The organism is Rhodococcus sp. BP-332, from assembly GCF_019836065.1.
Taxonomy (GTDB): Bacteria; Actinomycetota; Actinomycetes; order Mycobacteriales; family Mycobacteriaceae; genus Rhodococcoides.
This window is the reverse complement of record NZ_JABUEC010000002.1, coordinates 94210-119875: the sequence shown is the minus strand read 5'-3', so window position 1 is coordinate 119875 and position 25666 is coordinate 94210. Positions and strand designations below refer to the sequence as shown.

At 65.0% G+C, this 25666-nt stretch carries 25 protein-coding genes; 10 read left to right on the top strand and 15 right to left on the bottom strand.

The window, feature by feature from the left end:
- Positions 1-4 precede the first annotated feature (4 nt).
- From HQ314_RS06365 to HQ314_RS06355, 3 genes are all read right to left on the bottom strand, one after another.
- Positions 5-1030, bottom strand: a complete 1026-nt coding sequence (locus HQ314_RS06365) for an ABC transporter substrate-binding protein (protein ID WP_027504834.1) — start codon at positions 1028-1030, stop codon at positions 5-7.
- A 40-nt stretch (positions 1031-1070) separates the two neighbouring features.
- Positions 1071-1940, bottom strand: coding sequence for an ABC transporter permease (locus HQ314_RS06360; protein WP_027504835.1), 870 nt, complete (start codon positions 1938-1940; stop codon positions 1071-1073).
- Positions 1941-2056: 116 nt separating this feature from the next.
- Positions 2057-3088, bottom strand: coding sequence for a LacI family DNA-binding transcriptional regulator (locus tag HQ314_RS06355; RefSeq protein ID WP_222649617.1), 1032 nt, complete (start codon positions 3086-3088; stop codon positions 2057-2059).
- 214 nt (positions 3089-3302) lie between these two features.
- Between HQ314_RS06355 and HQ314_RS06350 the strand changes: the two genes are divergently transcribed.
- The 3 genes from HQ314_RS06350 to HQ314_RS06340 are packed head-to-tail and all read left to right on the top strand — an operon-like array spanning position 3303 to position 6450.
- Positions 3303-4460 carry a Gfo/Idh/MocA family protein gene (locus HQ314_RS06350; RefSeq protein WP_222649616.1) on the top strand — a complete coding sequence of 386 codons (1158 nt, stop codon included), beginning with the start codon at positions 3303-3305 and terminating at the stop codon, positions 4458-4460.
- Entirely contained in the window at positions 4457-5638 is a 1182-nt protein-coding gene (locus HQ314_RS06345; protein WP_222649615.1) for a dihydrodipicolinate synthase family protein, read from the top strand. Before HQ314_RS06350 ends, HQ314_RS06345 begins: the two co-directional genes overlap by 4 nt.
- Entirely contained in the window at positions 5635-6450 is an 816-nt protein-coding gene (locus tag HQ314_RS06340; protein ID WP_222649614.1) for a sugar phosphate isomerase/epimerase, read from the top strand. Before HQ314_RS06345 ends, HQ314_RS06340 begins: the two co-directional genes overlap by 4 nt.
- Before the next feature lie 405 nt (positions 6451-6855).
- On the opposite strand, the gene HQ314_RS21670 is transcribed toward HQ314_RS06340, so the two are convergent.
- Genes HQ314_RS21670 through HQ314_RS06330 form a run of 3 tightly spaced genes read right to left on the bottom strand, consistent with a single transcriptional unit; the run spans position 6856 to position 7812 of the window.
- Positions 6856-7035: a DUF2834 domain-containing protein gene (locus tag HQ314_RS21670; protein WP_308119277.1), complete on the bottom strand. Its 180-nt coding sequence runs from the start codon at positions 7033-7035 to the stop codon at positions 6856-6858.
- A 24-nt stretch (positions 7036-7059) separates the two neighbouring features.
- Positions 7060-7194 carry a hypothetical protein gene (locus tag HQ314_RS21665; RefSeq protein ID WP_308119276.1) on the bottom strand — a complete coding sequence of 45 codons (135 nt, stop codon included), beginning with the start codon at positions 7192-7194 and terminating at the stop codon, positions 7060-7062.
- A gap of 21 nt (positions 7195-7215) precedes the next feature.
- Positions 7216-7812, bottom strand: a complete 597-nt coding sequence (locus HQ314_RS06330) for a TetR family transcriptional regulator (protein ID WP_308119274.1) — start codon at positions 7810-7812, stop codon at positions 7216-7218.
- 118 nt (positions 7813-7930) lie between these two features.
- On the opposite strand from HQ314_RS06330, the gene HQ314_RS06325 reads away from it, so the two are divergent.
- Both HQ314_RS06325 and HQ314_RS06320 read left to right on the top strand, forming a co-directional pair.
- Positions 7931-9520: an MFS transporter gene (locus HQ314_RS06325; RefSeq protein ID WP_308119273.1), complete on the top strand. Its 1590-nt coding sequence runs from the start codon at positions 7931-7933 to the stop codon at positions 9518-9520.
- 81 nt (positions 9521-9601) lie between these two features.
- Positions 9602-9910, top strand: coding sequence for a hypothetical protein (locus HQ314_RS06320; protein ID WP_222650100.1), 309 nt, complete (start codon positions 9602-9604; stop codon positions 9908-9910).
- Positions 9911-10035: 125 nt separating this feature from the next.
- Here HQ314_RS06320 and HQ314_RS21660 read toward each other — a convergent pair whose 3' ends face one another.
- From HQ314_RS21660 to HQ314_RS06275, 9 genes are all read right to left on the bottom strand, one after another.
- Positions 10036-10734 (bottom strand): hypothetical protein, encoded by a 699-nt coding sequence (locus tag HQ314_RS21660; protein ID WP_308119272.1) that lies wholly within the window; start codon positions 10732-10734, stop codon positions 10036-10038.
- A 7-nt stretch (positions 10735-10741) separates the two neighbouring features.
- On the bottom strand, positions 10742-12022 hold the full coding sequence (locus HQ314_RS06310) for a competence/damage-inducible protein A (protein ID WP_222649611.1): 1281 nt from the start codon (positions 12020-12022) through the stop codon (positions 10742-10744).
- Between the two features lie 9 nt (positions 12023-12031).
- Positions 12032-13321 (bottom strand): MFS transporter, encoded by a 1290-nt coding sequence (locus HQ314_RS06305; RefSeq protein ID WP_222649610.1) that lies wholly within the window; start codon positions 13319-13321, stop codon positions 12032-12034.
- A 206-nt stretch (positions 13322-13527) separates the two neighbouring features.
- Complete coding sequence (locus HQ314_RS06300) at positions 13528-14283, bottom strand: P-loop ATPase, Sll1717 family (protein ID WP_222649609.1); 756 nt, start codon at positions 14281-14283, stop codon at positions 13528-13530.
- Positions 14244-14993 (bottom strand): P-loop ATPase, Sll1717 family, encoded by a 750-nt coding sequence (locus HQ314_RS06295; protein ID WP_374197829.1) that lies wholly within the window; start codon positions 14991-14993, stop codon positions 14244-14246. Before HQ314_RS06295 ends, HQ314_RS06300 begins: the two co-directional genes overlap by 40 nt.
- Before the next feature lie 296 nt (positions 14994-15289).
- Complete coding sequence (hydA, locus tag HQ314_RS06290; protein WP_222649607.1) at positions 15290-16684, bottom strand: dihydropyrimidinase; 1395 nt, start codon at positions 16682-16684, stop codon at positions 15290-15292.
- Positions 16681-17067, bottom strand: coding sequence for a gamma-glutamylcyclotransferase (locus HQ314_RS06285; RefSeq protein WP_222649606.1), 387 nt, complete (start codon positions 17065-17067; stop codon positions 16681-16683). Before HQ314_RS06285 ends, hydA begins: the two co-directional genes overlap by 4 nt.
- 6 nt (positions 17068-17073) lie before the next feature.
- Positions 17074-18228 (bottom strand): FAD-binding oxidoreductase, encoded by a 1155-nt coding sequence (locus HQ314_RS06280; protein WP_308119270.1) that lies wholly within the window; start codon positions 18226-18228, stop codon positions 17074-17076.
- Positions 18218-19180: a dihydrodipicolinate synthase family protein gene (locus HQ314_RS06275; RefSeq protein ID WP_222649605.1), complete on the bottom strand. Its 963-nt coding sequence runs from the start codon at positions 19178-19180 to the stop codon at positions 18218-18220. Before HQ314_RS06275 ends, HQ314_RS06280 begins: the two co-directional genes overlap by 11 nt.
- Before the next feature lie 169 nt (positions 19181-19349).
- Here HQ314_RS06275 and HQ314_RS06270 point away from each other — a divergent pair, with 169 nt between their 5' ends.
- The 5 genes from HQ314_RS06270 to HQ314_RS06250 all read left to right on the top strand — a co-directional run bounded on the left by HQ314_RS06270 (position 19350) and on the right by HQ314_RS06250 (position 25378).
- Positions 19350-20363: a LacI family DNA-binding transcriptional regulator gene (locus tag HQ314_RS06270; RefSeq protein WP_222649604.1), complete on the top strand. Its 1014-nt coding sequence runs from the start codon at positions 19350-19352 to the stop codon at positions 20361-20363.
- Between the two features lie 169 nt (positions 20364-20532).
- The gene (locus HQ314_RS06265; RefSeq protein ID WP_042572933.1) at positions 20533-21393 is read left to right on the top strand and encodes an ABC transporter substrate-binding protein; all 861 of its coding nucleotides are present in this window, start codon (positions 20533-20535) and stop codon (positions 21391-21393) included.
- An 11-nt stretch (positions 21394-21404) separates the two neighbouring features.
- The gene (locus HQ314_RS06260) at positions 21405-22145 is read left to right on the top strand and encodes an amino acid ABC transporter permease (protein WP_222649603.1); all 741 of its coding nucleotides are present in this window, start codon (positions 21405-21407) and stop codon (positions 22143-22145) included.
- 26 nt (positions 22146-22171) lie between these two features.
- Positions 22172-22921 (top strand): amino acid ABC transporter ATP-binding protein, encoded by a 750-nt coding sequence (locus HQ314_RS06255; RefSeq protein WP_222650034.1) that lies wholly within the window; start codon positions 22172-22174, stop codon positions 22919-22921.
- A gap of 222 nt (positions 22922-23143) precedes the next feature.
- Complete coding sequence (locus HQ314_RS06250; RefSeq protein ID WP_222649602.1) at positions 23144-25378, top strand: NADP-dependent isocitrate dehydrogenase; 2235 nt, start codon at positions 23144-23146, stop codon at positions 25376-25378.
- Positions 25379-25666: the final 288 nt, after the last annotated feature.

The window sequence follows — 25666 nt, the reverse complement described above, 5'->3', positions numbered from 1 at the left end:
TCGCTCATTCCTTGCTGGAGGTGAAGGAAGAGTCCCAGTACTTCGAGGGTTCGGCCCCGACCTCGGTCAGTCCGGCGTCACCGAGGATGGAGATGGTGTTGGTCCAGTCCTCCTCAGCATTGACGCCCGGTGCCTGGCCCTCGGTGTTGGCGGTGGTGAGCAGCGGGATGGTCTCCTGCCACTGCTGCAGCAGCACCGACTCAGGCGGGGTCTGCGGGTCCTTGCCCACCATGGCCTTCACGGCCTCTTCCGGGTTGGCGATGGCGGCCTCGAACGATTCGGTGGTGGCGTCGACCATGGCCTGCACCAGCTCCGGCGAGCTCTCGATGGTGGAGGTGTTGGCGATGAGGCCGTTGCTGAAGAAGTTCAGGCCCTCGTCGGAGTAGCGGAGGTAGCGCATCTCGCGGCCCGACTTGTTCGCGATGTTCGGTCCCTGGTCGTGCGCGAAGCCGATGAGGCCGTCGACCTGGCCGGACAGCATCGCGGCGATCTTGCCGGCGGAGTCGAGGCTCTGCTGCTGCACCTGGTCCTCGGGGACGCCGGCGCGGTCGAGGAAGATCGGGAACGTCGTGGTGGGCGCGTCACCGGCGGAGACCGCGATGGTCTTGCCGGCGAGGTCCGCGGTGGTCTGGATGGGACCGTCCGCGTAGACCTGGACGGCGGACGGAGTCGTCTGCAGGAAGACGCCCAGGCTCTTCACCTTGACGCCCTTGTCGATGTTCGACATGACGGCGGCGGAGTCGGCCCAGCCGAAGTCGGTCTGGTTCGAGCCGGCCGCCTGCGCGGTCTTAGTCGAGCCCTGGCCGGCGGTGATGGTGAGGTCGATGCCGTGCTTGGCGAAGATCCCCTCCTGCACGCCGTAGTAGAACGGTGCGTGCTCGCCGTAGGGGTACCAGTTGAGCATCAGGGACGTCGCGGTGGTCTCACCGTCGGCGCCGGGCGCCTTCTCCGCACCGCCACCGCCGCCGCCACATCCGGCGAGAGCGAGCGACGCGGCTACCGCAGCCACGAGGGCAGTCTTGAGCTTCATGGGATTCTTCTTTCGAGGAGGTGTGGGTGAGGCAGCCGGGTCACACAGCGCCGACGGACGCAGTGGAGCGGCGCGATGCGTGCCAGGGGATGAGGAACTTCTCGGCGATCTCGATGACGAGGAACAGCAGGATGCCGAGCAGAGACATGATGATGAGGGCGGCGAACAACATTGCGGTGTCGATGTTTCCGTTCGCTTGGAGGATCACGTAACCGAGTCCCTCGTTGGCTCCGACGAACTCACCGACCACCGCACCGGTCACCGCGAGCGTCGCCGCGATCTTGAGGCCGGACATCAGCTGCGGCAGCGAGGCGGGAAAGCGCACCTTGCAGAACGTCTTCCACTTGCTCGCACCCATCGTGGACGTCAGTTCGAGGATCTCCGGGTCGACGGACCGCAGGCCCGCCATCCCGGCGATGACGATGGGGAAGAAGGCCATGAGGACGGCGACCAGGATCTTGGGGCTGGCGCCGAAGCCGAGCCACACGACGAACAGCGGTGCGATGGCGATCTTGGGAATGACCTGGGCGAAGAGAATCAGCGGGTACATCGTCTTCTCGATCGACGACGAGTAGATCATCACCACCGCGACGGCGATGCCGACCAGGCCGGCGATGACGAAGCCCGCGATGGTCTCGTAGGTGGTCACCCAGGTGTGGCCGGCGAGGTAGGACGCGTTGTCCACCATCGTCGACCAAGTGTCGCCGGGGGACGGAAGGATGTAGGGCGCAACCAGTTCGGTGGTCGTGACCGCCCACCACGCGACGACGAGCGCAGCCACGAGAGCAAGGGGCCGCCACAAGCCGGACCAGGTGTTGCGGAACGAGGGAAACCGTCGACGACGCGTCGGCGCGGGATGCGGTGCCGACGGTGCAGCGAGTGGGGCCTCGACCGACGTTGTTACCGCCATGAGGAGTCCTAAAGCTAGTAGTGGTGCGGGTCCGACTACTCCCGCTGGAATGCGCTTTCCGAAGCTGCGGCCGAATCTAATGTGATCGCGCCCACAGTGTCAAGAAAAACGGACAACTACCTGCTCAGGGCGCTGCTCGCGCGCAAGACGACCGTTCCCGGCGCGTACTCGTGCGCGTCGAGGGCGCGATCGGACGGGTCGAACGCGAGCTGCACGGCACGCTCGCCGATGTCGACGAGAGACAACGCGACCGTCGACAAGCTCGGGACATGGTCTCGCAGGGTGGGGATGTCGTCGAAACCCGCGACGCAGACATCGTCGGGAACGCTCAAGCCCACCTCACGCCACGCGGCGATGGCTCCGATGGCCATGACGTCGGTGACGGCGAAGACGCACGGAGGAGTGCCGTGACCAGGCGTGAGTTCCAAGGCTGCCGCGAGGCGTCGGGCCGCGCTGTAGCCGCCGTCGCGGGAGAAGTCGCCGGCCACCTCGATCTCCGGGGTGATGCCGTGGCGGCACAGTGCCTCGACGAATCCGTTGCGACGGTCCGCGGACGTGCGAATGTTTCCCGGGCCGCCGATGATGGCGAACCGTCGATGGCCGTGCTCGTAGAGCGCCTCGGCCAATGCTGCTGATGCCGAATGGTTCTCGGGCTCGACGGCCGCTCCGAACGGCATGGGCTGGCCGATGACGACGACGCGACCCCCGTTGTCCCGATACGCCTCGAATTCGCGCTCCAGGGCGCGGTCGAGGTCGCCGCTCTGCCTGGATCCGGCCAGGATGATGGCGTCGGCACGGTGGGAGATGAACGTGCTCACCGACTGCCGCTCGATGGCGAAGTCGCGCTCGGTGCTCGCGAGCAATACGAGCTTGCCGGCGTCACGTGCCTCGTTCTGCACGCCGCGGACGATGGAGGAGAAGTACGGGTCGGCGACGTCGTGCACGACGAGACCGATCAGCCCCGTCGACGAGCGCGCCAGGGCCTGGGCCTGGGCATTCGCAATGTAGCCGAGATCGGCTGCGGCGGCGCGTACTCGGTCGGCAACGCCCTCGCCGGGCACTCTCGACGAGCCGTTGAGCACCCGTGACGCCGTTGCCTGGGAGACGCCGGCCGCCGCTGCCACGTCACGCAATCGCACTGCCGCCATGCTCGCCACCCCCACGAAATCGTTGCGGTCTGCCGGTGCCTATTGACCGATCGACCTCGACAGCATAGCTTGGAAAGCGCATTCCGAAGCTGACTTGCCCCTCGACGCGTGCAGGACTTTCCGCCGCACCGTCTCCCGCGGCCCTCGCGCGCCTCGTTCCCCTCGGTCGTGCACTCTTCAGACCTGGCTGCCGAGCAGTCAGAAAGGCCTCTCCATGTCTCACCCCACCCGAACCCTGCGCATCGCCATGAACGGCGTCACCGGTCGCATGGGCTACCGTCAGCACCTTCTGCGTTCCATCCTCCCGATTCGCGACGCCGGCGGGTTGCTGCTCGCGGACGGTTCGCGCGTTCAGGTCGAGCCGGTGCTCGTCGGTCGCAACGAGGCCAAGCTGCAGGATCTTTGCGCTCAGCACGGCATCGCCGAGTACACCACCGACGCTCAGTCGGTCATCGACGATGCGTCGATCGATATCTACTTCGACGCCCAGGTGACCTCGCGTCGCGCGGAGGCACTGTCGTCGGCCATGAAGGCCGGCAAGCACATCTTCACCGAGAAGCCCACTGCCGAGACGCTGACGCAGGCCATCGAACTGGCGCGCATCGGGCAGAACGCGGGCGTCACGGCCGGCGTCGTCCACGACAAGCTCTACCTACCCGGACTGGTGAAGCTGAAGCGACTGGTCGACGAGGGCTTCTTCGGACGCATCCTCTCCCTGCGCGGTGAGTTCGGCTACTGGGTCTTCGAGGGCGACGGCCAGCCCGCGCAGCGACCCAGCTGGAACTACCGGGCCGAGGACGGCGGCGGCATCGTCGTCGACATGTTCTGCCACTGGAACTACGTGCTCGAGGGCATCCTCGGCAAGGTTGAGACCGTCACCGCCAAGGCCACCACCCACATCCCGACGCGGTGGGACGAGCAGGGCAACGAGTACGCCGCCACCGCCGATGACGCCGCGTACGGCATCTTCGAGATGCAGAACGGGGTTGTCGCGCAGATCAACTCGTCGTGGGCCGTGCGTGTGTTCCGCGACGAGCTGGTCGAGTTCCAGGTGGACGGCACTCATGGCTCCGCGGTGGCAGGGCTGCGTAACTGCGTCGCCCAACACCGCTCGCACACCCCCAAGCCGGTGTGGAATCCCGACCTGCCCGTCACCGAACCCTTCCGCGACCAGTGGCTCGACGTTCCGGCCAACGCCGATCTGGACAACGGCTTCAAGCTTCAGTGGGAGGAGTTCCTGCGCGACGTCATCGCCGAGCGCCCCCACCGCTACGGACTGTTGTCCGCCGCGCGCGGTGTTCAGCTGGCAGAGCTCGGCCTGCGCAGTTCCGCGGAGGGCCGCCGCCTCGACGTGCCGGAGATCTCGCTGTGACCGCCGTCGACTCGCGCCCGACCATCGCACTGCCGGGCCACGGCTCGTATCGGCTGGGGGAGCCTGGAGAGTGGACGAAGCCCACCTCCCCGATCACCTCGCGCATCGCCTATGCGGCAGCACATGTCATTCCGCGTACGACGGGCGACAACACCCCCGGCGCACCGGCCGACATCGACTGGGACGCCACCCTCGCCTACCGGCACGAGCTGTGGTCCTACGGCCTCGGTGTCGCCGACGCGATGGACACCGCGCAGCGCGGCATGGGCCTCGACTGGGCCGCGACCGCAGAGCTGATCCGACGTTCGGGTGCCGAGGCTCCACGGGTGGGCGGACTACTCGCGTGTGGAGCCGGAACTGATCAACTCGACTTGACGACGTTGCCGTCGGGTCGGGAGGGTCTCGCTCGTGTCCTCGATGCCTACCGTGAGCAGATCGCGGTGGTGCGGGAGTCCGGCGCCAAGGTCATCATCATGGCCTCGCGTGCGCTGGCGCGGGTGGCGTCGTCACCCGACGACTACCTGTCCGTCTACTCGACGTTGCTCGACGAGGTCGATAAGCCTGTCGTGTTGCACTGGCTCGGAACAATGTTCGACCCTGCGCTCGAGGGCTACTGGGGCAGCGCGTCCGTGGACGAGGCGACCGCGACGTTCCGTGGACTGATCGAGGCGCACGCCGCCAAGGTCGACGGTGTGAAGGTGTCGCTGTTGGACGCTCAGCACGAGATCGCTCTGCGCGCAGCTCTGCCTGACGGAGTGCGTCTGTACACCGGGGACGACTTCAACTACCCGGAGCTCATCATGGGCGACGGTGCGCACCACTCCGATGCGCTGCTCGGCATCTTCGCCGGCATCTACCCCGCGGCGTCCACGGCGTTGCAGGAGCTCGATCGCGGCAACACTGCTCGTGCCGGGGAGATTCTGCGTTCGACGCAGGAACTGGGCCGGCACATCTTCGCGGCGCCCACTTACTACTACAAGACGGGCATCGCGTTCCTGTCGTGGTTGAACGGGAAGCAGCCGGGCTTCTCGATGGTCGGCGGGTTGGCGTCGGGTCGCAGTGTTGAGCACTTGACGCAACTGTTCGTCCTGGCGGATCGTGCTGGGCTGCTGGCAGATCCAGCCTTGGCCGTGCATCGGATGAGCGTGTACCTGGAGCTGAACGGGGTGTCGGCATGAGTCTCGAACGCCTGTCTCTCAACACCAAGACGGTGAACAACTGGACCTTGAAGGAGGCCGTCGAGGGTGCGGCGCGAGCGGGGCTCGGTGCCATCGGGCCGTGGCGTGACCGCGTGCAGGAGGCCGGGGTTACGGAGTCGGCGAAGATGATCTCCGATGCCGGGCTGCGGGTGTCGACCCTGTGCCGCGGTGGATTTCTCACGGCCATCGACGACGACGGGCTCGACGACAACCGGCGGGCGCTCGACGAGGCCGCCGAGCTCGGGGCTTCCGAGCTCGTGATGGTGATGGGCGGGATCCCGGATCGCGACCTGATCGGTGCGCGGGCACGGGTGTCCGAGCGGCTCGCCGAGTTGGTGCCGTATGCGCTGGAGCGAGGTGTGCGCATCGCGTTGGAGCCGCTGCACCCGATGTTCGTGGCCGATAGAGCGGTGATCTCGACGCTGGGTCAGGCACTGGCCATGGCTGAGCCGCATCCGGTGGAGGCGGTGGGCGTCGTCGTCGACACGTTCCATGTGTGGTGGGACCCCGACCTCGAGGCGCAGATCAAGACCGCGGGGGAGCGTGGCCGCATCAGCTCGTACCAGGTGTGCGACTGGCTGGTGCCGATGGAAGCAGACCCCCTCCTGTCCCGCGGGATGATGGGCGACGGGGTGATCGACTTAGCCACCATCGGGCGGTGGGTCGAAGAGGCCGGCTACCGCGGTGACGTGGAGGTGGAGATTTTCAACGCGGCTGTCTGGGCTGCGGATGGGGATCAGGTGATCGGCACGATGGTGGAGCGGTACCGGGATCTCGTGGCGGTGGGGTGAACGTGGTTGTGCAGCCGGGAATCGACCACCCGTCACTGCCTGCTCTCGTGCGGAGTCGCGGGCGCGCGACGGGGACAACCTGCAGCAGCTTGTCCAGTCGGATGTAGTCGTCGGGGTTGGTTATGTACAGCGGCAACCCCGCGGCAAGGGCGGTCGAGGCGGTCATCAGGTCGGCCACCCTGCGTCGCGGCTTCCTCCCGGCGGCAACACCGCGGCGGTCACCCGACCGAAGATCCGCGCCCTCCGACGTCGAATGGCAGCGCGTCGGACGCACTGTCCACTCGGCAACAACAACTACCCGTCGGTGCAGTCGTCGATACGCGCGTCGTTGGTGTCGGCTGTCGAGAACAAGTCTCTACGCAGAATGCTGCGCAGCGGGGCACGGTCTACCTGCGCGGGAACCCGTCAGGTCGCCAGTCGCAACGCCCGAGCCCGTGCAGCGAGGAAGAAGGGGATCGCGGTGCCGATCCCCACGGTAAAGGTCATGAATAGCGTTGCCCACCACCATCGGCGGATCCCGAGTCGACCCGACTCCGGCAGCGCCCACGCGTGGAACGCGACGACGACGAGAATCAGATTGACCATCGCGAACTTTCCGGGCACCGTCGACTAGATCTTGCCGACGAAGAAGTCTGCCACCGAGCGAGTGCCGTGCTCTCGGACGTAGGGGATCGCGATGGCGTTTTGAGCGACACCGGCTACTGCGGCAATAGCTATCAGGCGGCGTTCCTCGGACGCGGTCACGGGGCTCCTTCAATCGGGTGATCATCGTTCTACCCGCGGCTCCGCCAATCTCCTGACCGCCTCGCCGACGACGAGACGATGCCGCGCGATCTCGTCGTCGTCCCACCGCCGATGGGCTTGCTGGTCGAGGTCCGGTGTGGTGAACCAGCTGAACAGCACACCGAAAATCAACGTCATCAGATCGGTTGCACTCCAATGGGAGTCGACGTATCCGTCGCGCTGAGCCTGCTCGACCTCGCGAACACGCTCACTCATCACCTCGGCGTGTTCGCTTGCGGGGAGATGGCCCTGCAACTGTGCCCAGAGCAGCATCCGGTGCTCGTCCTTCTCACTCGCGAGGCGGGTGAAGGCATCCATGGAGTACCCGGGTAGATCGCGTGGGGTGAAGTGCACGGACTCGACGAACCGCCGGAAACCGTGGTCCAGTACCGCGTCGAACAGCCGCTCCTTGCCGCCGTAGTACGCGTACAGGCGCTCTTTGCTGGAGCGAGACGCCAGTGCGATCCGGTCGACGCGAGCGCCGGCGAGGCCGTGCTCGGCGAACTCGCGGCGTGCGGCATCGAGGATTCGTTCACGCGTGTCAGAGGCGGCGGGGGAGATGGGGGTGTCCGACTTCACACGCCGAATCCTACGCCAACCAACTAGTTCGTTTGACCGTGTCGGACCGCGACGGTACATTTTCGAATCGTCGAACAGACATTCCACCGCTTACCTTTCCCAGGACCGAGGCACGCCCGTGACCAGCACGCCCGACATCGTGTCGTCAGAGAACGACGCCAATCCGAACTACGAGCGTCGTTGGCTCGTGCTGTGCATCGTCGCCATCACTCAGCTGACGATCGTGCTGGACGCGACCATCGTCAACATCGCTCTGCCGCAGGCGCAGGAAGACCTGGGCATCAGCGACAGCAGCCGCGCGTGGGTCATCACCGCCTACGCGCTCGCGTTCGGTGCGTTGCTGCTGCTCGGTGGCCGCATCGCCGACTACTGGGGCCGCAAGCGGTCCTTCCTTGTCGGCATGGCGGGATTCGCGATCGCCTCGGCCATCGGTGGCCTGGCGCAGGAGGGCTACCAGCTCTTCATCGCCCGTGCCGGCCAGGGCGTCTTCGCCGCCCTGCTCGCCCCCGCTGCGCTTGCCATCCTGACCACTACGTTCACCGACGAGAAGGAACGAGCCAAGGCGTTCGGTGTCTTCGGTGCCATCGCCGGTGGCGGCGCTGCCGTAGGCCTGCTGCTCGGCGGCGTGCTCACCGAGTACGCCAACTGGCGCTGGTGCCTGTTGGTCAATGTTCCCGTCGCGATCTTCGCGGCCGCCGCCGCTATCCCTTTGGTCAAGGAGAGCAAGGCTGAGGGCGACACGCGGTACGACGTTCCCGGCGCGATTCTGGTCGCCCTCGGGCTCGGCTCACTCGTCTACGGGTTCACCGAGGCTGAAGACGGCTGGTCCAACGTCTCAACCCTCAGCTTCATCGCGCTGGGCATCGTTCTACTGGCCGCGTTCGTCGTCGTCGAGTCCCGGTCTGCCAATCCGCTTCTGCCGCTAGGCGTCCTGCTGGATCGAGACCGTGGGTCCGCCTACCTCGGTTCGGCCATCATCGGCGCCGCCCTTCTCGGCGGCACCTTGTACCTGACCTTCTACTTCCAGATCGTGCTCGGATTCAGCCCCGTCGTCGCCGGAGTCGCCTCCCTCCCCATGACCGGCGGCATCATGATCACCGCCGCCGCAGCGTCCGCATTGATGCCTCGCGTGGGACCGAAGCCGTTGATGGCTGCCGGCCCCGTCATCTCGGCCATCGGTCTGGTCCTGCTCACTCAGATCGGCGTCGACACCTCGTACTGGACGCACGTGCTTCCCGGAGTGATGCTCCTCGGGCTCGGGCTGGGTCTGCTCATGGTGCCGATGCAGAACGTGGCCCTCATCGGGGTCGCTGATCACGACGCCGGCGCTGCCAGCGCACTCGTCAACGCGGCCCTGCAGATCGGTGGCGCCTTAGGAACCGCCGTCTTCACCACGATCTACACGTCCGCCAAGTCGTCCTACCTGTCGTCGAACATCGCGCCCGTGCCGCCCGCCGGAGTGCCCCCGGAGGCCCTGGCGTCGCAGACCCTGCCGTCCGATTCCGAGCTCGCAGCCCTGCCGGAACCGATCCGCAACTTCATCAACTCCACGATCGACTACATGTTCTCCGCGGAGGTCTCCGGATACGCGCACGCGTTCGCGGCAGCGGCGATCATGGTCATCCTGATCACGCCGATCGTGCTGGTGTTGGTTCGTGCTCGCAAGACCGACCTGCCGGCCGGCGACACCCCGGTTCACATGGGCTGATGTAAGCCGTTCCTACTGTCGAGGTACGACCGCTGCGGCGTAGAGAAGACGCGCACGGCGTGACACCGGTTAGGGTGCTGCGTGCGCACTCTCGTTCTGTGGGGCGCCCTTGCGGGCGTCGTGATCGGCTTGGTTTTCCTGGGTGTCGAGGGGTTCGCACTTTATCGTGATCAGAGCGAGGTGATCTACGACGGCGCCTACGCGCCGTTGCGTGGCGTCGAGATGACGAAGAGCTACTCGACCACCCTGACGCTCGATCACGCCGGCTCTGGATGGTGGAACGCGCTTCCGGTTCCCTGGTGGAGTTATCCGGTGATCGGGGGAGCAGCCGGGGCCCTGGCGTCCGCTGCGGCTGGGTGGCGGGGACTGCGCATCACAGGACGTGGATGACGGTCGCCGTAGCGACAAGATCTCGCGACGTCCACGTTTCCCCCTCTGAGAACTCCTCTAACGGAGCCTGGCTCCGCGCACCTGTTCGAAACACTTGACCCCGAGCGCGATGTGATTGCATGACGTCATGCCTGCCCGGGTAGCTCGTCCGCGAAGTCGAACGAACACCCGAGCCGATCGGCGGCCTCCACGCCGCCGGCATCACGCACCCACGCGACACACGCGCCGGCCGCGAGAGCGAGATCGCGGCTGAACAGGTACCCGTCGGTGCAGTCGTCGAAATGCCCGTCGTGGTGCCATCGGTCGAGAACCAGTCCCTGCACCGAATGGTCGGCGAAGCGAAGTGTGTGGAGGATGCGCCGTGAGCGGCGCACCATCACTACCCCGTCGTCGAGGCGGTGCAGCTGCGCGGCGATGAGCTCGATGTCGTCGAGCTCGTCGTCGGGGATGTCGGTGTTGGGTCCGAGATCGATGACGAGCCCGGCTGGTTCATCCTGCATCGACTCGACGAGCCACGCGGTCATCGCGTCCCACTGGTCGACCTCGAGCAGGACGCCCGTCGGCGTTTCGAGACTGATCAGCAAAGCTGCGGCGTCGATCTCTGCGGCCCACACCTGCGTCGGCCCGTCGTCGTGAAAGAACACTCGACCGGTGTCGTCTGCTTGGGCGCGGTGTTGGGTGAACGGAGACGTGTCAGGTGTGCCGTCCACATGGTGGGTGTGGATGGACCAGCCGCTCACGTCCTCGTCGGTGACCACGACGTAGCGCGTGAGGAGATCATCTGAAGCGAACTGCCAGCGGGGGAGTGCAGGGGTGGTGTCCATCTAACGCTCAGGCGTCGCCGAGTGCGTCCGCGAGCATGTGCATCGCGACGGTTACCGAGAGCGCTCGGACACTCGCACGATCACCGGGTAGCCGCAGCGTCCGCGTGACGGTCGGTCGGCCCGCGACAGCGATGCCGAAGCATACGGTTCCGACGGGCTTGCTCTCCGTACCGCCGCCAGGCCCTGCGACTCCGCTGGTCGAGACGGCGACATCAGCACCGACGCGGTGCAGCGCTCCTTCGGCCATGCGGGCGGCCACGGGTTCACTGACAGCGCCGAGCTCGTCGATCATGTCGGCAGGGACGTCGAGTGAGCCGATCTTCACCTCGTTGGCGTACGACACCACACCGCCGACCACGTAGGCCGACGAGCCTGCCCGATCGGTGAGCCGTGCGGCGATCATGCCGCCGGTGCACGATTCCGCCGTCGCGATGCGGCGGCCACCAGAACGAGCTGTCACGATGTCGTCGATGGTGGATCCGTCGGTCGAGAAGATCTGCGCGCCATGGTGTTGCTCGATGAGCGCCAGCACGTCGGAATAGGCGCCGGCCGCGGACTTCTCGTAACGGGTGACCATCTCGAGTTCACCGCGCGACAGGCAGGTGGTGATCGCCAGATCCCCGAACCCGGCAATCGAGCTCTCTGCGGTGCGCAAGGTCGCGGCCAGGTCGGCCTCAGACAAGCCATAGGCCCGGATGGTGTCCTCTGTAACCGACGTCCTCTGCGCGAGCACAGCGGCGACGGGTGCGCTCTCGATCGCCTCCGGCCACATCGACTGCAGTTCGGAGGGCGGCCCCGGAAGGATGAGGACCGTGGGGAGCGTCCCCGAGTCGTCGGCCATGGCCACGCCCGGTGCCGTGCCTGTCGGCGGGATCGACTGCGCTCCGGCAGGAACCATCGCTTGCTTGCGTACGCCGGCTCGCAGTGGTTCGGAGTCGGCGACGCTGCCGAGCCGACTGCGCCAGCGTTCGACGATGGCCGTGATGCGGCCTTCGAGTTCGACGTCGAGGTGCATCTCGCGGCCGTACAGCGCGGCGACGGTCTCGACGGTGAGGTCGTCCGCAGTCGGGCCGAGGCCGCCGGTCGTGATGATGAGGTCGACGCGCTGACCGGCGAGGAACTGGACTTGTGCCGTCAGATCGGCCGGCCGGTCACCGCACACTGTCAGGTGGGCGACATCGACTCCCATCTGTAGGAGTTGCCGAGCCACCCAGGGGCCGTTGCGGTCGCTGACCCGCCCGGCCAGAACCTCGCTACCCGTGACCACCACACCCGCGCGCACTGCCATGGTTCGACACTACGGCGGCCGCGGCCAGGTCCGACCGGGGGCCATGACGCCCGACTCGCTCAACTGCACGGGCCCGATGCCTCTCTTCAGCGCCCAGAGCAGGAGCGCGCATCCCAGCCCTGACAGGACGAGGCCCGTCCCGAACATGGCGGCGTAACCGAAGGCCTGGCCCACCACGCCCGCCGCGAGTCCGGCGATGCCCTGGGAGAAGACGACGGCACACGCGAGCAGGGTGTAATCGGTTCCCGCGTAGACACGTTCGGAGGCATCCATCATGAGGGCGAACAGCACGACAGTCGCGGCGCCGCCGAAGACGTGCTCGCTGACACTGGCGGTCACCACGAGGGCAATCCCGCCGATGTCGAGTGCCGCGGCGACGTAGAAGCCGAGCGCCAGGGTTTGCGTGATGCCGGCGACGAGCAGGGCACGTCGTCGGCCGAAGCGCGTCGCGTACCAAGCACCCAGTGCGGCACCGGCGAGCGCGGAGCCCGAGGCGACACCGCCTTCGAGGAGCGCGATCTGCCCCAGGGAGAGTCCGAGGTCGGAGAGGAACGGACCGACGAGGGCCGACCCCATCGAGTTGCCGAACTTGTAGGCGGCGATCAGGCCGATGAACGCCAGGACACCCGGTCGGCGTAGGCGAACCCACCACGTTCCGGCGAGGCGGACGGCGGTCGTCGACTCCGCCGGTCGCACATCCGCCCTGTCGAGTTGGGTGCGGAGCAGGAGGACCGGGATCGTGGACGCGACGATCAACACGGCCATCGCGACGAACAGTGCTCGCCATCCCGCGAACGAAAACAGCCACAGCAGAACGCCGCCGCCGACGATCATGCCGATGCGGTACGCCCCGAGTTGGATCCCGTTGCCCACGCCTCGGTCGCGTGCGTCGAGCAGCCGGACGGCGAGCCCGTCGGTGACGACGTCTTGCGTCGCGGACAGGACGTTCACCACGGCGATGCCGACGAACAGCCACTGCAGGCCGGACGCGAGGTCGAGGCAGGCCAGTACCAATGCGACTGCCGCTGCGCCGAGTTGGAGCGAGAGCAGCCACCGTCGTCGACTTCCGTACCTGTCGACATACGGTGCCCACAGGAACTTCAGCGCCCACGGCGCGAACAGCACTCCGCTCGCGCTGATCGCGACCAGGGAGTAGCCGGACCGCCGCAACACCACGGGCAGTGCTTGGGTGAAGAAGCCGAAGGGCAACCCCTGCGCGAAGTAGAGGGCGCCGAGTAAGGCGAACGTGCCGCCGACGATGCCGGAACGGGGGATGCGTGCTCTGTCGGTCGTCGACACGATGGAAGTCTGGCGTATACGTCTCCGCCCTGCCTCTCGAACCGAGCGCCGGCCGACCGGAGATGACACCTGATGGTCGGGCAAGAGATACTCGCCGCGAGTCCATTGCTGGTGCTGGTCAGATAATCAACGGGCCCAGACGTATGCGGTTCTTACCCCGTTGAGGTAGTGCCGCAGTCAACGCAGGCGTCGGACATAGTCCCGCCCTATCGCACTAGTCCCAGCACTTCTTTGAAGCCGGGGTGAACTCGGAAGGAGCTAGCAGATGGATCGAATCGAGCTCGAGGATCCTTGTATCGCCAGACATATGTGGAACCCCCACCTCGGCCGCCAGGGCGCAGGTACCCGACCACTGAAAATTCGAATAATTGTCCAAGTGCGTCGCGAGGCGCCGTTTCATTCGGCGCAGAGTGTGTCTGGCTAACATTTTCAAAGTCGCCCAATTCGAATTTTTCTGATCCGACGGACTTGATTATTTCAAGGTAAGAACGATATTCCGGCACGTGTTTGGCGATCTCGTCGTCGATTTCGTTGAGTAGATAATCTGAGTATCTGGTACGGGCATGGTGTATGGCGTTATTTGCAATCAATAGATCATCCGACTCATGCGCCTTGTGAGACTCAAGTATCTCGTTGCAAAACTTGATCATGTCCCGTGGCCTGAGTAATGTACGATCGCAAATATGCTGATACTTTGTTTGACGCCCCGGCATGCGTGAGTCGTCCGACTCGTCGAAAATGCTGTTCCAGGACACCGGGACTGTTCCGTCGTTCATTGTCTTGCTAAAACGCTTCTCCATGAGGTCTCGTAGGCTGAGGGCCGCACCGTCTAGATCCCATCGGATATTAGTCGAGTAGTTTTCGGTGATTTTGTTTTTGTCTTCGAATTGCAAATCTTGATAAATATCGTCGCGCAAGAAGACTACGGGATTGAATTTCTTTTGACGCTGACGCGCTGCCACAAAAGGTCTTTCGCCGCAAGTAGAAGTCCTACTAGTCGATGTTTGTAGTTGGGCTCGGTGAGCGTGAAGCCCAAGTCCAACTGGTCGAAACAAACATAGTATGAGATGCTTGGGTTTAATGCAGTTATGATGCGATCTTGCATTGCACTATTGACCGCTTGTATGTGAATCGGCAGCTCGCGCACGCCAATTCGTTCTCCGTTAATCTGCAGGAACTTCAGATCCAGAGTTCCCTTCAGCTTGATCTCTTTTTCGGGGCTGAACAATTGGCTCATCTCGGGATCACGCGTTCCGTAAGAATCAACTATGAATTTCTCAAGGCTCGAAAGCGCTTCTTGAGATTCTTCGGAATGCGGTTGACTCTGATCTGTGTTCAGTAGGAGTTTTGCCATTCCTATCAAGATCATGTAACGCCAGCTGTGGCTGTAGCGCCTTTCTTCTGGAACGCCTGACTGTGCTTGGAGATCGTGATGATGCCATGGGTAGTCGTCGAAGCTATATCCGAACGACAGGTGGTCCCATTCGCTAGAATTGAGGAGTTCCTTATAGATCGCGGTTTTTCCTGAGCCTTTTCGGCCGAGTACGAGGAAACGCCGCATATGTTCAACGTCTAGGTACGAAGGATGGTCCGTGAAACAATCTTTCAATAGCTCATCTGCGTCGGCGTCGATGGCACCGAAGTTAGTGACCCTGCGTAGTTCCGTTGTCATGCCCACCCCTAGATTCTACTCGTTCTGGTCCAGTGTACTTTCAGAAGAGAATAGGGCGTCCTCGGGCGAGGCCCTACACTGCGGCGGACACCGGGGCATGGATGTTATCCCGATCGACGACACTGAAGTCCGCCCATCTATCCACCGCGTCACTTTCGCGACCTGTTGTCGAGCCGTCGACAACAGGCGAGCCGCGGTTCGATCGTAGGGGTCCCACCTTGAGAGTGGAAGTCTGGCGCATTCACCGGGGTCCTGCTTCCTGACCACACTGCGCCGGGGACATCGACACCCGGGAATCAGACCTGCGTCCGCCGCCCGCCCTCGAAGTCGAGCGGGTCGGCCTGCAGATGCCGACCCCTCGGCGTCCCGTCGACCAGCTCCCCCTCCCGGACGACGATGGTTCCTCCGACGAGCACGGTGACGGGTTTCCCTCGAAGCGTCATCCCTTGATACGGCGTGTAGTCGGTGGCCATGTGGAGAGCATCGACGTCGACGGTCCATTCGACGTCCGGATCCCACAGTGCGATGTCCGCGTCGGCGCCGGGCATCAGTGTTCCCTTGCGAGGGAAGAGTCCGTTGGTCTTGGCCGGATTCGTCGACGTGAGCTCGACGAACCTGCTGGCGGTCAGGTTCGAGTCGCGCACGTAGCGCGAGAAGATGACCGGCAGCCTGGTCTCCACTCCCGGTAGCCCGTTGGGCATGTGGCGGACATCGTGGCTGTGGACCTCCTTCTGCGCTGTGTCGTAGCAGCAGTGGTCGGATCCGATGGTGGTGATGTGGCCGGTGAACAGGTGCTGCCCCAGTTCCTCGACTGCGTCGGCCGACCTGAGCGGTGGACAGCACACGAACCGTTCGGGGTTCTCGCCGCCGTAGGCGCTGTCGTCCAGGATCAGGTGGTGCGCCACCGACTCCGTGAAGGCGACCAGTCCGCGGGTGCGCGCATCCGCCACCAGCTCGACTGCCGCCGCCGTGGACTGGTGCACGAAGTAGACGGGTGCGTCCTGAGACTCCGCGATCGCCAGAATGGCGGCAACGGCTGCCGTCTCGGCTATCTCGGGTCGCGTCATCGACATGTGGGCAGCGTCGATGCCCTCGGTGGCCGCGGCCGTCGTCTGCGAATCCGTGACGATGGCGTCCGACTCGCAGTGGATGATGACCATCCCACCCAGATCGCGAGTGGTCTGCATGGTCTTGAGAATGGTGTGCTCGTTCGCCATGGTCTCGCCGGCGTAGGTCGTGAACATCTTCACGGTGCGAATGCCGTCCTGCGCCATCGTGGCGAGCTGGTCCGCGGTCGTGTCGTCCCAGTCGACGACGCACGCGTGCAGGGCTGAGTCGCACAGGCCGTCGGTCGCCTTCTGCCGCTGCTGCTCTGCGGCATCGAGCGGGGACTGACCGGGCCGCGGGATCGCGAAATCGACGATCGTCGTGGTGCCGCCGAACACGGCAGCCGTCGTGCACTCGCGGTACGAGTCGAGCGACGTGAACTCGCCCGACGTGAAGCCGACGTGGCAGTGCGGGTCGACGCCTCCGGGCATCACCAGCTTCCCGGTGGCGTCGACGACCTCCGCTGCTGGGTCCACGTCGGCGCCGGGAGCAAGAACGGCGACGACAGTGCCGTCGTTGATCAGGAGATCGGCGGGCCCGTGCCAATTCGACTCGACGAGGGTTCCTCCTCTGATCACCTTCATCGCAGCGTCGCCCGGTATGCGAGCCACCCGCCGAGCTCACTGATGTCGGTGACATCCGAGCGGTCGAGTGCCTCACGGCGCATGCGCATCGAGAGGGAGCCACCCCCGTCGGCGAGCTCGATGACGCCGAGCTCCAATTCCTCGGGTTCGCGAGGAAGAAGCTCTTCTCGGAGGACGTCGTACTCCACCTCGTACAGCTCACCGGGTACGGCGTGGCCACCGGAGGACACGGGGTGCAGTCCGGGGAATTCGTCTCGTACGGAGAAGAACTGGTACTTCGGTGCGGTGATCGCCGGACCGAGCAGTCGCGCTCGGTGAAGGGCGTCGTTGAGCGTTCCTCCGGACATCGCCTGTCCGTTGACGAACATCGTGACCAGTGCCATGGGTGCCTACCTTCCGTGTTCCGCGAACGAGGTGAGTCGAGCCGGTGAGAATTCGCTGACGTCGATGTCCGGCACTCGTCTGTGCACCATCGAGGTGAGTAGCTGCGCCCAGAGCGGCGCGAAGGTGAACGAGTAGGTGCCGCCGGCGACGTAGAACCCCGGTGCGCCGTCGACGGCACCGATGACCGGCATCTCGTCGGGCGTCGTCAGTACGGGGCCGGTCCACGTGTCGACGAGGGGGAGCAAGGCGAGGGAGGGGAGCAGTCGCTCGACCTGTGCGAGATTTCCGGTGGTGCTCTCGGGCAGGGACGACGCAGCGTCCGTGTCGTGGAACGTGCCGGCCGGCCATCCACCGCCGAGCACGAGGCGACTCCGCCTATCCTGCTTGATCGACATGCCTTCTCCGACGTGCTGCACGAGGACGTCGAGGGTGTGCGAGGGTGCGGCGAGTGCGTGCATCTGCAGTGACGTCGGCCGAAGGTCCAACGAGATGCCGGCCATCGACGCGATGCCGGCCATCCACGGACCGGCGACGTCGATCACGGTGGGTGCGACCCACGTGGAGTCGGGAGTGGTCACCCTCCACAGGTCGCCGACTCGTTCCACACCCGTGACGGGAGAGTGCGACCGCAGGACGGCACCCTCGGCCTCGGCCTGACGCAGTGTTGCGGGCCCCGCGAGGTCAGGCTCCGCGAATCCGTCGAGGGGACACCAGGTCGCCGCTTGGACGCTGGGTCCCAGAGCCGACAACAACCGGCGTGCCTCGGATCCGGTCAGCACCTCCGTGGGAATTCCCGCTGTGCGTTCCCAGTCGTGTTTGGTCTCGAGTGTCTGCACCTGGTCGTCCGTCTCGGCGACCATGTAGCCACCGCAGCGGTTGAGGCCGAGACCGGGAACGCTGTCGGCAAGGTCGTTCCACAGCGAGCTGGTGCGGTGCTGCAGCGGGAGGAGTCGTCGGACGTCCACGGCCGCGCCTTGGCCGGGGCGGCGAGTGTGAATCGTCTGGATGTGGAGGTTGCCCGCCGTGGTCCCGGAGCCACCGGTGTTGGGTGCGGATCGGTCGAGCACGACGACGCGAGCGCCGGACCTCGTCAGTGCCAGGGCCGTCGCAGCGCCGACGATGCCGGCTCCGACGACGACCACGTCGAAGTCAGACTGCACTGCCCACTCCTGCCGTCCGGGATGCCTCGGCGATTCCCGAGTTCTCGACGATCCGCGCCAGGTGGTCCAGCGTCGTCGGGTCCGTCACGGGCAACAGCGGTTCGCGCACGCTCCCGCCGGGTTGTCCGAGAAGGTTCATGACGGCTTTGAGCTGGGGAATGGGAGAGGCGTAGACGCCGCTGTAGTCGGGGTTGATCAGACGTCCGGACAGCGCGCGGTACCTGTCGGCCCAGGACCGCGCGGCGGCCGCGTCGCGCGCAGCGACGGCACGGTAGAACGGCACGGCGAAGGGTGCGCCCACTCCGCCGCCGTCGATGTTCCCGTCGCCACCCAGATTCAGCAACGCTGCGAGTCCGCGGTGGTGAAGGAAGCTGCCGAAGACTCGGACCGTGCCCGCCACCGCCTCGACGGTGTCGAGCATGGAGAGCCAGTTGCCGGTGCTGTCCTTGACGGCCACCACGTTGTCGAGGGCTGCGAGCTCGGTGAACAGCCCGGGCAGAGTGCCCATGTCGACAGCGACTCCACGCGGCCAGTTGTAGACCATGAACGGCAATGCCGTTGCCGTGCTGACGGATCGGTAGAAGGCGAGCAGTTCGTCCTTCGACGGATGAACGTAGGGCGGAGGTGTGGCCAGCACGCCGTCGGCGCCTGACGACTCGGCATGCCGCGCGAGTGCTGCGGAGTCGCGTGCGGTGTAGGCACTGACGCCGATGACGACGGGGAAGCGTCCGCGGACCGCGTCGATGGCGACCTCGGCGACGGTGCGCCGCTCGGCGTCACTCTGGCTGAACCACTCGCCGGTGCTGCCGTTGACGAGAACGCCGTCGACCTCGTGGTCGGCGTACAGGTTCATGAGAGAGGCCAGGGCGTCCGTGTCGACTGCGCCGGCGGCGGTGAACGGGGTGGGTGCAGCGGGCCAGTAGCCGGACCAGGCGACGTCATCGCGGTTCATGAATACCTTTCGTGCGGCGTGGAAGCCGGACTGGGTCGATTCGATGGGATCGATTGCATAGACTGCCGCCGGTGAAGACACATCGTCAAGCCGGAAACGCACTTGTAACGAGCGAGGCTCGGCGTGGGAGAGTCTGTGCACGATCGGCGACGAGGGGAGGTAAGGGTCGATGACGGTCACTCTGGCTGACGTGGCTGCTGCCGCGGGAGTCTCGCGCAGCACGGCTTCCCGGGCGTTGAGCGGGTCGACGCTGATCTCGGCCGATACCCGACGGACCGTCGAGGAAGCGGCCCGAACACTGGGGTACCGGCCCAACAGAGCTGCGAGTGCGCTGCGCTCCAACAAGTCGCATCTCGTCGGTCTCGTGATGAACAACCTCCTCAACGCGACGTTCCACACCGTCGCCGAAGTTGTCCACAAGAGGTGCTCGGACAACGGCTTTCAAGTTCTGCTGTGCATCACCGATGCGGACCCGGCCCGCGAGCGAGATGTGCTCGCGATGCTGGGAGACCACGGAGTCGATGGAACCATCGTCATCGGGAGTGGGCGCAGCGCAGTCGAATCCAACGCGCTGCTGTCCCAGGGCCGGGCTGTTGTCAACGTGATCAGGTCTGTCCGGGGGAGCGCCGCACCCACCGTCCTCGCCGACGACCTGGACGGCGCGCGCGATGCGACGGCGCATCTCCTCGACCTCGGTCACCGACGCATCGGCTACATCGGCGGTCTTGAAGACGCCACCTCCGGCAGGGAGCGGTTCGAGGGCTACCGCTCGGCACTGGCGGACCACGGCATCGAGGTCGACCCGGCGTTGGTCAAGAAAGGGCCGTTCACCACCGAATTCGGTGTCGCAGCTGTCGATTCGCTGCTCGACGAACCGTCCGGCATGACCGCGCTCTATGCGGCGAACCACGAGGCCGTGTTCGGGATTCTGCCGACACTCGTCGGACGAGGGGTGTCGGTGCCCAGCGACCTGTCGCTGATCTGCCACGAGGACATGCCGTGGCTCTCGTTGTGGCACCCGGCCGTGACCGTCGTCGACAACGGTGCCTCACAGCTCGCCAACGTCGCGATGGATCTCCTGTTCCAGCAGATGAGCGAGCCGTCGAAGCCGGACGGCCGCACGTACCGGATCGGCGCCAGATTGGTCGAGCGCGCGTCGTGTGCGCCCGTCACGAACTCGTGATTCACGAGGCCTGACGTTAACTTTCGTTGAAACACGTGTCGTCCGTGTTAACCACGTTGACGTGTTCGCGGGAACTCTGCGATGGTTCATGCAATCGATCCCATCGAGGTCGACCATCCCGATCCAGACAGTCGCTGCGAACAGCAGTCGACACCGAAAGGTCTCTCCTATGCGCACGCTCATCGGAATTGCCGCCGCCGGCGTCCTGACCCTCGGCCTCGTCGGGTGCGGCTCCTCGTCGGAGCAGGATGCCGCGCCGACGGACTGCACGCCGACTCTCGGCGCAGCCGATCTCGCCGAGGAGGGCTCGCTGACCATGGCCACGAATGCCACCCTCCCGCCTATGCAGTATGTCGACGCCGACGGCGAGGTGATCGGCATGCGCGTCGACCTGGGCAAAGAGATCGCCAAGCGACTCTGCCTGACGCCGAAGTTCGTCAACATCGAGTTCGAGGCCCAGATCCCCGGTGTGCAGAGTGGTCGGTGGGACATGATCGACACCGGCATGTTCTACACACCCGAGCGCGCCGAGACCATCGATCTGGTGCCGTACGAGGTTCAGGCAGTGTCCATCTCGGTTCCGTCGGGCAATCCCGAGGGCATCAGCACGGTGGAAGACCTCGCCGGCAAGACGGTCGGTGTGGAAGCGCCCGGATACGAATTCGACACTCTCACCGCGCTGTCCGAACAGTTTGCGACGGAGGGCAAGGCGCCGCTGACCGTGCAGACGTTCAAGACGAACGCCGATGCCTATCAGGCACTCTCGGCAGGGCAGCTCGACGGAACATCGATCGTCGAGTCGGTCACCTCGTTCTACCAGGAGGACGGCCGCTTCGAGACCGCCATCGGCGGTATCAACGAGGCGCCCCTCGCCATGGGCTTCGCGAAGGGCAGCAAGTCCGCCGGTGAGGTCGCTCGCGTCCTGTCCGAGATGCGCGACGACGGCTATCTGCCGGACCTGTTCGAGCAGTACGACGTCAGCGGGTACGAGGGTGACATCGCCGTCAGCACCGGCCCGCTCGAGAGCTGAGAGGCTCCGACATGTGGTCGTGGGACGCGTTCTTCTCCATCCTCACCAGTAAGCAGCTGCTGGAGGGCGCCTGGGTGACCATCTGGCTCACCGTGGTCAGCATGATCCTGGGTCTGGTGCTGGCGGTGGTCGTCGCGGTCGCCCGGTCGTCGAAGTTCCTACCGTTCCGTGCGGTGTCGGGGTTCTACGTCTGGCTGATGCGAGGGACCCCGCTGCTCGTGCAGCTCGTCATCATCTACACCGGGCTGCCCCAGGTCGGTATCAAGCTCGGCGTCATCGAGGCGGCGCTGCTCGGACTGGTGCTGAACGAAGCTGCCTACCTGTCCGAGATCGTGCGATCCGGACTGCTGTCCGTTCCCACGGGGCAGACGGAAGCAGCACGTGCGCTGGGGATGTCACCGACCAAGGTGTTCCGCGTAGTCGTGTTGCCCCAGGCGCTGCGCGTCATGATCCCTCCGCTCGGCAACAGCTTCAACGGCCTGCTGAAGACGACGACGCTGGTCTCGGTGATCTCCGTCCAGGAGTTGTTGCGCCGCACGCAGTTCCTGGTCCAGGTGAACTTCAGGGTGCTCGAGGGGCTGTGCGCAGCAGCGCTCTACTTCCTCCTGCTCACCACGCTCTGGGGTCTGATCCAGAAGCGTCTGGAAGTACGAGCCGGACGTGGATACGACAGAAATTACCGTCGCAAAGGGAGAACCGACATGGCAGCGCTCGACGACAGTGTCATCGACGCGGAGGCGGTGAACCGATGACCGACCAGGCGATCGCGAACCTGACGATGATCGACGTTCAAGACATGACCAAGGCGTTCAACGATCTCGTGGTGCTCGACGGCATCGACTTCCGCGTCGCCAAGGGCGAGGTGGTGCTTCTCCTCGGGCCGTCGGGAAGCGGGAAGAGCACGTTGCTCCGCACACTCAACTGCCTCGAGACGATCGAGTCGGGAACGGTCCGGGTGTGCGGGGAACTGATGGGGTTCTCCGACGATGGCAAGCGGACACCGCTGTCCGAGGCGAACATCGCCCGGCAGCGCCATTACACGGGGATGGTGTTCCAGAACTTCAACCTGTTCCCGATGATGACGGCACTGGACAACGTCGCCGCCGGCCCACGTCACGTGCTCGGAACGCCCAAAGACAAGGCGCGACTGCAAGCGCAGGAGCTGCTCACGCTCGTCGGACTCGGTGACAAGAGTGAGAACTACCCGTCTCAGCTCTCCGGCGGTCAGCAGCAGCGGGTGGCGATCGCGCGAGCGCTCGCGATGAAGCCCGAGGTCATGCTGTTCGACGAGCCGACGTCGGCGCTGGATCCGGAGATGGTCAAGGAGGTTCTCGACGTCATGCTGCGACTGCGCGACGAGGGAATGACCATGGTCGTGGTGAGTCATGAGATGGGGTTCGCGCGAGCGGCTGCCGATCGCGTGGTGTTCATGAGCGACGGGCGCATCGTCGAGGATGCGGCGCCGAGTGAGTTCTTCGACAATCCGCGCAACGAACGCACGAAGCAGTTCCTGAGTCGAATGCTGTGAGTCACCGGCGTCCGACCTCCGCCGCCGGTCACGGCAGGTTACTCACCGGTAGCCTCCCGGACCTCCGGTTGAAGATCGTCGGCGCAGGTCAGGTTATGTCTCGAGACACATCGAGCCCGCTGGACCGGGGTCGCCACAACACAGCCCTGCACGACTAAAGTTGTCTCCGAGCCCACAAGGACAGACGACGTCGAGCAGACGGAAAACGAGGCAAGACCTGCAATGACTGAGAAAAAGCCGACCATCATCTACACCCTGACCGACGAGGCGCCCATGCTGGCGACTCACGCGTTCCTGCCGGTCATCCGCACTTTCGCCAGCGCAGCCGGGATCGAGGTGGAGTCGAGCGACATCTCCGTTGCCAGTCGCATCCTCGCCGAGTTCCCCGACTACCTGGACGAGGACCAGCGGGTGCCGGACAACTTGGCCGAGCTCGGCAAGCTGACGCAGCTGCCCGAGACCAACATCATCAAGCTCCCCAACATCAGTGCCTCGGTACCGCAGCTGCACGCCGCGATCAAGGAACTGCAGGACAAGGGCTACAAGATCCCCGACTTCCCGGGCAACCCGAAGACGGACGAGGAGCGGGAGATCCGCGACCGCTACACCAAGTGCCTCGGTAGCGCCGTCAACCCCGTCCTCCGTGAGGGCAACTCCGACCGCCGCGCGCCGAAGGCCGTCAAGGAGTACGCGCGCAAGCACCCGCACAGCATGACCGAGTGGTCGCCGGCGTCGCGCACGCATGTCGCGCACATGCGCGAGGGCGATTTCTACCACGGTGAGAAGTCGATGACCGTCGAGGGCGACCGCGAGGTCAAGATGGAACTCGAGACGAAGAGCGGCGAGACCGTCGTCCTCAAGCCGAAGGTCTCGCTGACCGACGGCGACGTCATCGACAGCATGTTCATGAGCGCGAAGGCGCTGGACAAGTTCTACGAAGAGCAGATGCAGGACGCCTACGAGACCGGCGTCATGTTCTCCCTGCACGTCAAGGCCACGATGATGCGGGTCTCGCACCCCATCGTCTTCGGTCACGCGGTGCGCGTCTTCTACAAGGACGCTTTCGCCAAGCACAACGAGCTGTTCGAAGAGCTCGGCGTCAATGTCAACAACGGCCTCTCCGATCTCTACAGCAAGATCGACACCCTCCCGGCGTCGAAGCGCGACGAGATCGTCGAGGATCTGCACAAGTGCCACGAGCACCGGCCCGAGCTGGCCATGGTCGACTCAGCACGCGGCATCTCGAACTTCCACTCGCCCAGCGACGTCATCGTTGACGCCTCCATGCCCGCGATGATTCGCGCCGGCGGCAAGATGTGGGGAGCCGACGGCCGTCCCAAGGACACCAAGGCGGTCAACCCGGAGTCGACCTTCTCCCGCATCTACCAGGAGATGGTGAACTTCTGTAAGACGAACGGCCAGTTCGACCCGACGACCATGGGCACCGTTCCCAATGTCGGTCTCATGGCGCAGAAGGCCGAGGAGTACGGCTCGCACGACAAGACCTTCGAGATCGAAGAGGACGCCGTCGCGAACATCGTCGATGTGGCGACCGGCGAGGTCATGCTCACGCAGAACGTGGAGAAGGGCGACATCTGGCGCCTCTGCATCGTCAAGGACGCGCCGATCCAGGACTGGGTCAAGCTCGCCGTCAACCGTGCGCGTGACTCGGGAATGCCGGTGCTCTTCTGGCTCGATCCGTATCGCCCCCACGAGAACGAGCTGATCAAGAAGGTCCGCACGTACCTGAAGGATCATGACACCGAGGGCCTCGACATCCAGATCATGTCGCAGGTCCGCGCGATGCGGTACACGCTCGAGCGCGTCGTCCGCGGCCTGGACACGATCTCCGCGACCGGCAACATCCTCCGCGACTACCTCACGGACCTGTTCCCGATCCTCGAGCTCGGCACCAGCGCCAAGATGCTCTCCATCGTTCCCTTGATGGCGGGCGGCGGACTGTACGAGACGGGCGCCGGCGGTTCCGCGCCGAAGCATGTTAAGCAGCTCATCGAGGAGAACCACCTCCGCTGGGACTCGCTCGGCGAGTTCCTCGCGCTGGCCGTCAGCCTCGAGGACCTGGGCAAGAAGACCGGCGGCAAGGCGAACGTCCTGGGCAAGGCCCTCGACGCCGCGACCGGCAAGCTGCTCGAGGAGAACAAGGGCCCGTCGCGCACCACCGGCGAGCTCGACAACCGCGGCAGCCAGTTCTACCTCGCCAAGTTCTGGGCGCAGGAGCTCGCGAACCAGACCGAGGACGAGGAGCTGGCGAAGCACTTCGCGCCGCTCGCCAAGACGCTGGCCGATCAGGAAGAGGCCATCGTCAAGGAGCTCGGCGACGCGCAGGGTGAGCCGGTCGACATCGGCGGGTACTACTACCCGGATCCCGAGAAGGCGACGTCGATCATGCGTCCGAGCAAGACGTTCAATCAGGCTCTGGAGTCTGCGACCAAGTAGTTCTCGACCATCTGGCCCATGCACGCGTGACGTGCATGGGCCAGAGTTGTTTGTGGACTTCAGACCCCGGAAACCGGGGTCTGAAGTCCACGATCAGGATGGGCTCTCGAGATCCGCCGACGTTGACCTTTCGATATGGCCACGACCGAGCGGGGCAGTCCCACGGGTCTCACGGCCAGGAATATGAGGGGACTAGTCCGGCCACCAACTGCGTTGGCCACGAGCGATACTCCTGCCGGAAGCCCAGCAACCACTGCGCGATCGCGACGTGCCAAACTAAAAGGCGGT

Bases quoted from the DNA above. Each gene is read 5' to 3' on its own strand.
- HQ314_RS06365 (WP_027504834.1), bottom strand. From the start codon at position 1,030: ATGAAGCTCAAGACTGCCCTCGTGGCTGCGGTAGCCGCGTCGCTCGCT.
- HQ314_RS06360 (WP_027504835.1), bottom strand. From the start codon at position 1,940: ATGGCGGTAACAACGTCGGTCGAGGCCCCACTCGCTGCACCGTCGGCA.
- HQ314_RS06355 (WP_222649617.1), bottom strand. From the start codon at position 3,088: ATGGCGGCAGTGCGATTGCGTGACGTGGCAGCGGCGGCCGGCGTCTCC.
- HQ314_RS06350 (WP_222649616.1), top strand. From the start codon at position 3,303: ATGTCTCACCCCACCCGAACCCTGCGCATCGCCATGAACGGCGTCACC.
- HQ314_RS06340 (WP_222649614.1), top strand. From the start codon at position 5,635: ATGAGTCTCGAACGCCTGTCTCTCAACACCAAGACGGTGAACAACTGG.
- HQ314_RS21670 (WP_308119277.1), bottom strand. From the start codon at position 7,035: ATGGTCAATCTGATTCTCGTCGTCGTCGCGTTCCACGCGTGGGCGCTG.
- HQ314_RS21660 (WP_308119272.1), bottom strand. From the start codon at position 10,734: ATGGACACCACCCCTGCACTCCCCCGCTGGCAGTTCGCTTCAGATGAT.
- HQ314_RS06310 (WP_222649611.1), bottom strand. From the start codon at position 12,022: ATGGCAGTGCGCGCGGGTGTGGTGGTCACGGGTAGCGAGGTTCTGGCC.
- HQ314_RS06295 (WP_374197829.1), bottom strand. From the start codon at position 14,993: ATGACAACGGAACTACGCAGGGTCACTAACTTCGGTGCCATCGACGCC.
- hydA (WP_222649607.1), bottom strand. From the start codon at position 16,684: ATGAAGGTGATCAGAGGAGGAACCCTCGTCGAGTCGAATTGGCACGGG.
- HQ314_RS06285 (WP_222649606.1), bottom strand. From the start codon at position 17,067: ATGGCACTGGTCACGATGTTCGTCAACGGACAGGCGATGTCCGGAGGA.
- HQ314_RS06275 (WP_222649605.1), bottom strand. From the start codon at position 19,180: ATGAACCGCGATGACGTCGCCTGGTCCGGCTACTGGCCCGCTGCACCC.
- HQ314_RS06270 (WP_222649604.1), top strand. From the start codon at position 19,350: ATGACGGTCACTCTGGCTGACGTGGCTGCTGCCGCGGGAGTCTCGCGC.
- HQ314_RS06265 (WP_042572933.1), top strand. From the start codon at position 20,533: ATGCGCACGCTCATCGGAATTGCCGCCGCCGGCGTCCTGACCCTCGGC.
- HQ314_RS06260 (WP_222649603.1), top strand. From the start codon at position 21,405: ATGTGGTCGTGGGACGCGTTCTTCTCCATCCTCACCAGTAAGCAGCTG.
- HQ314_RS06255 (WP_222650034.1), top strand. From the start codon at position 22,172: ATGATCGACGTTCAAGACATGACCAAGGCGTTCAACGATCTCGTGGTG.
- HQ314_RS06250 (WP_222649602.1), top strand. From the start codon at position 23,144: ATGACTGAGAAAAAGCCGACCATCATCTACACCCTGACCGACGAGGCG.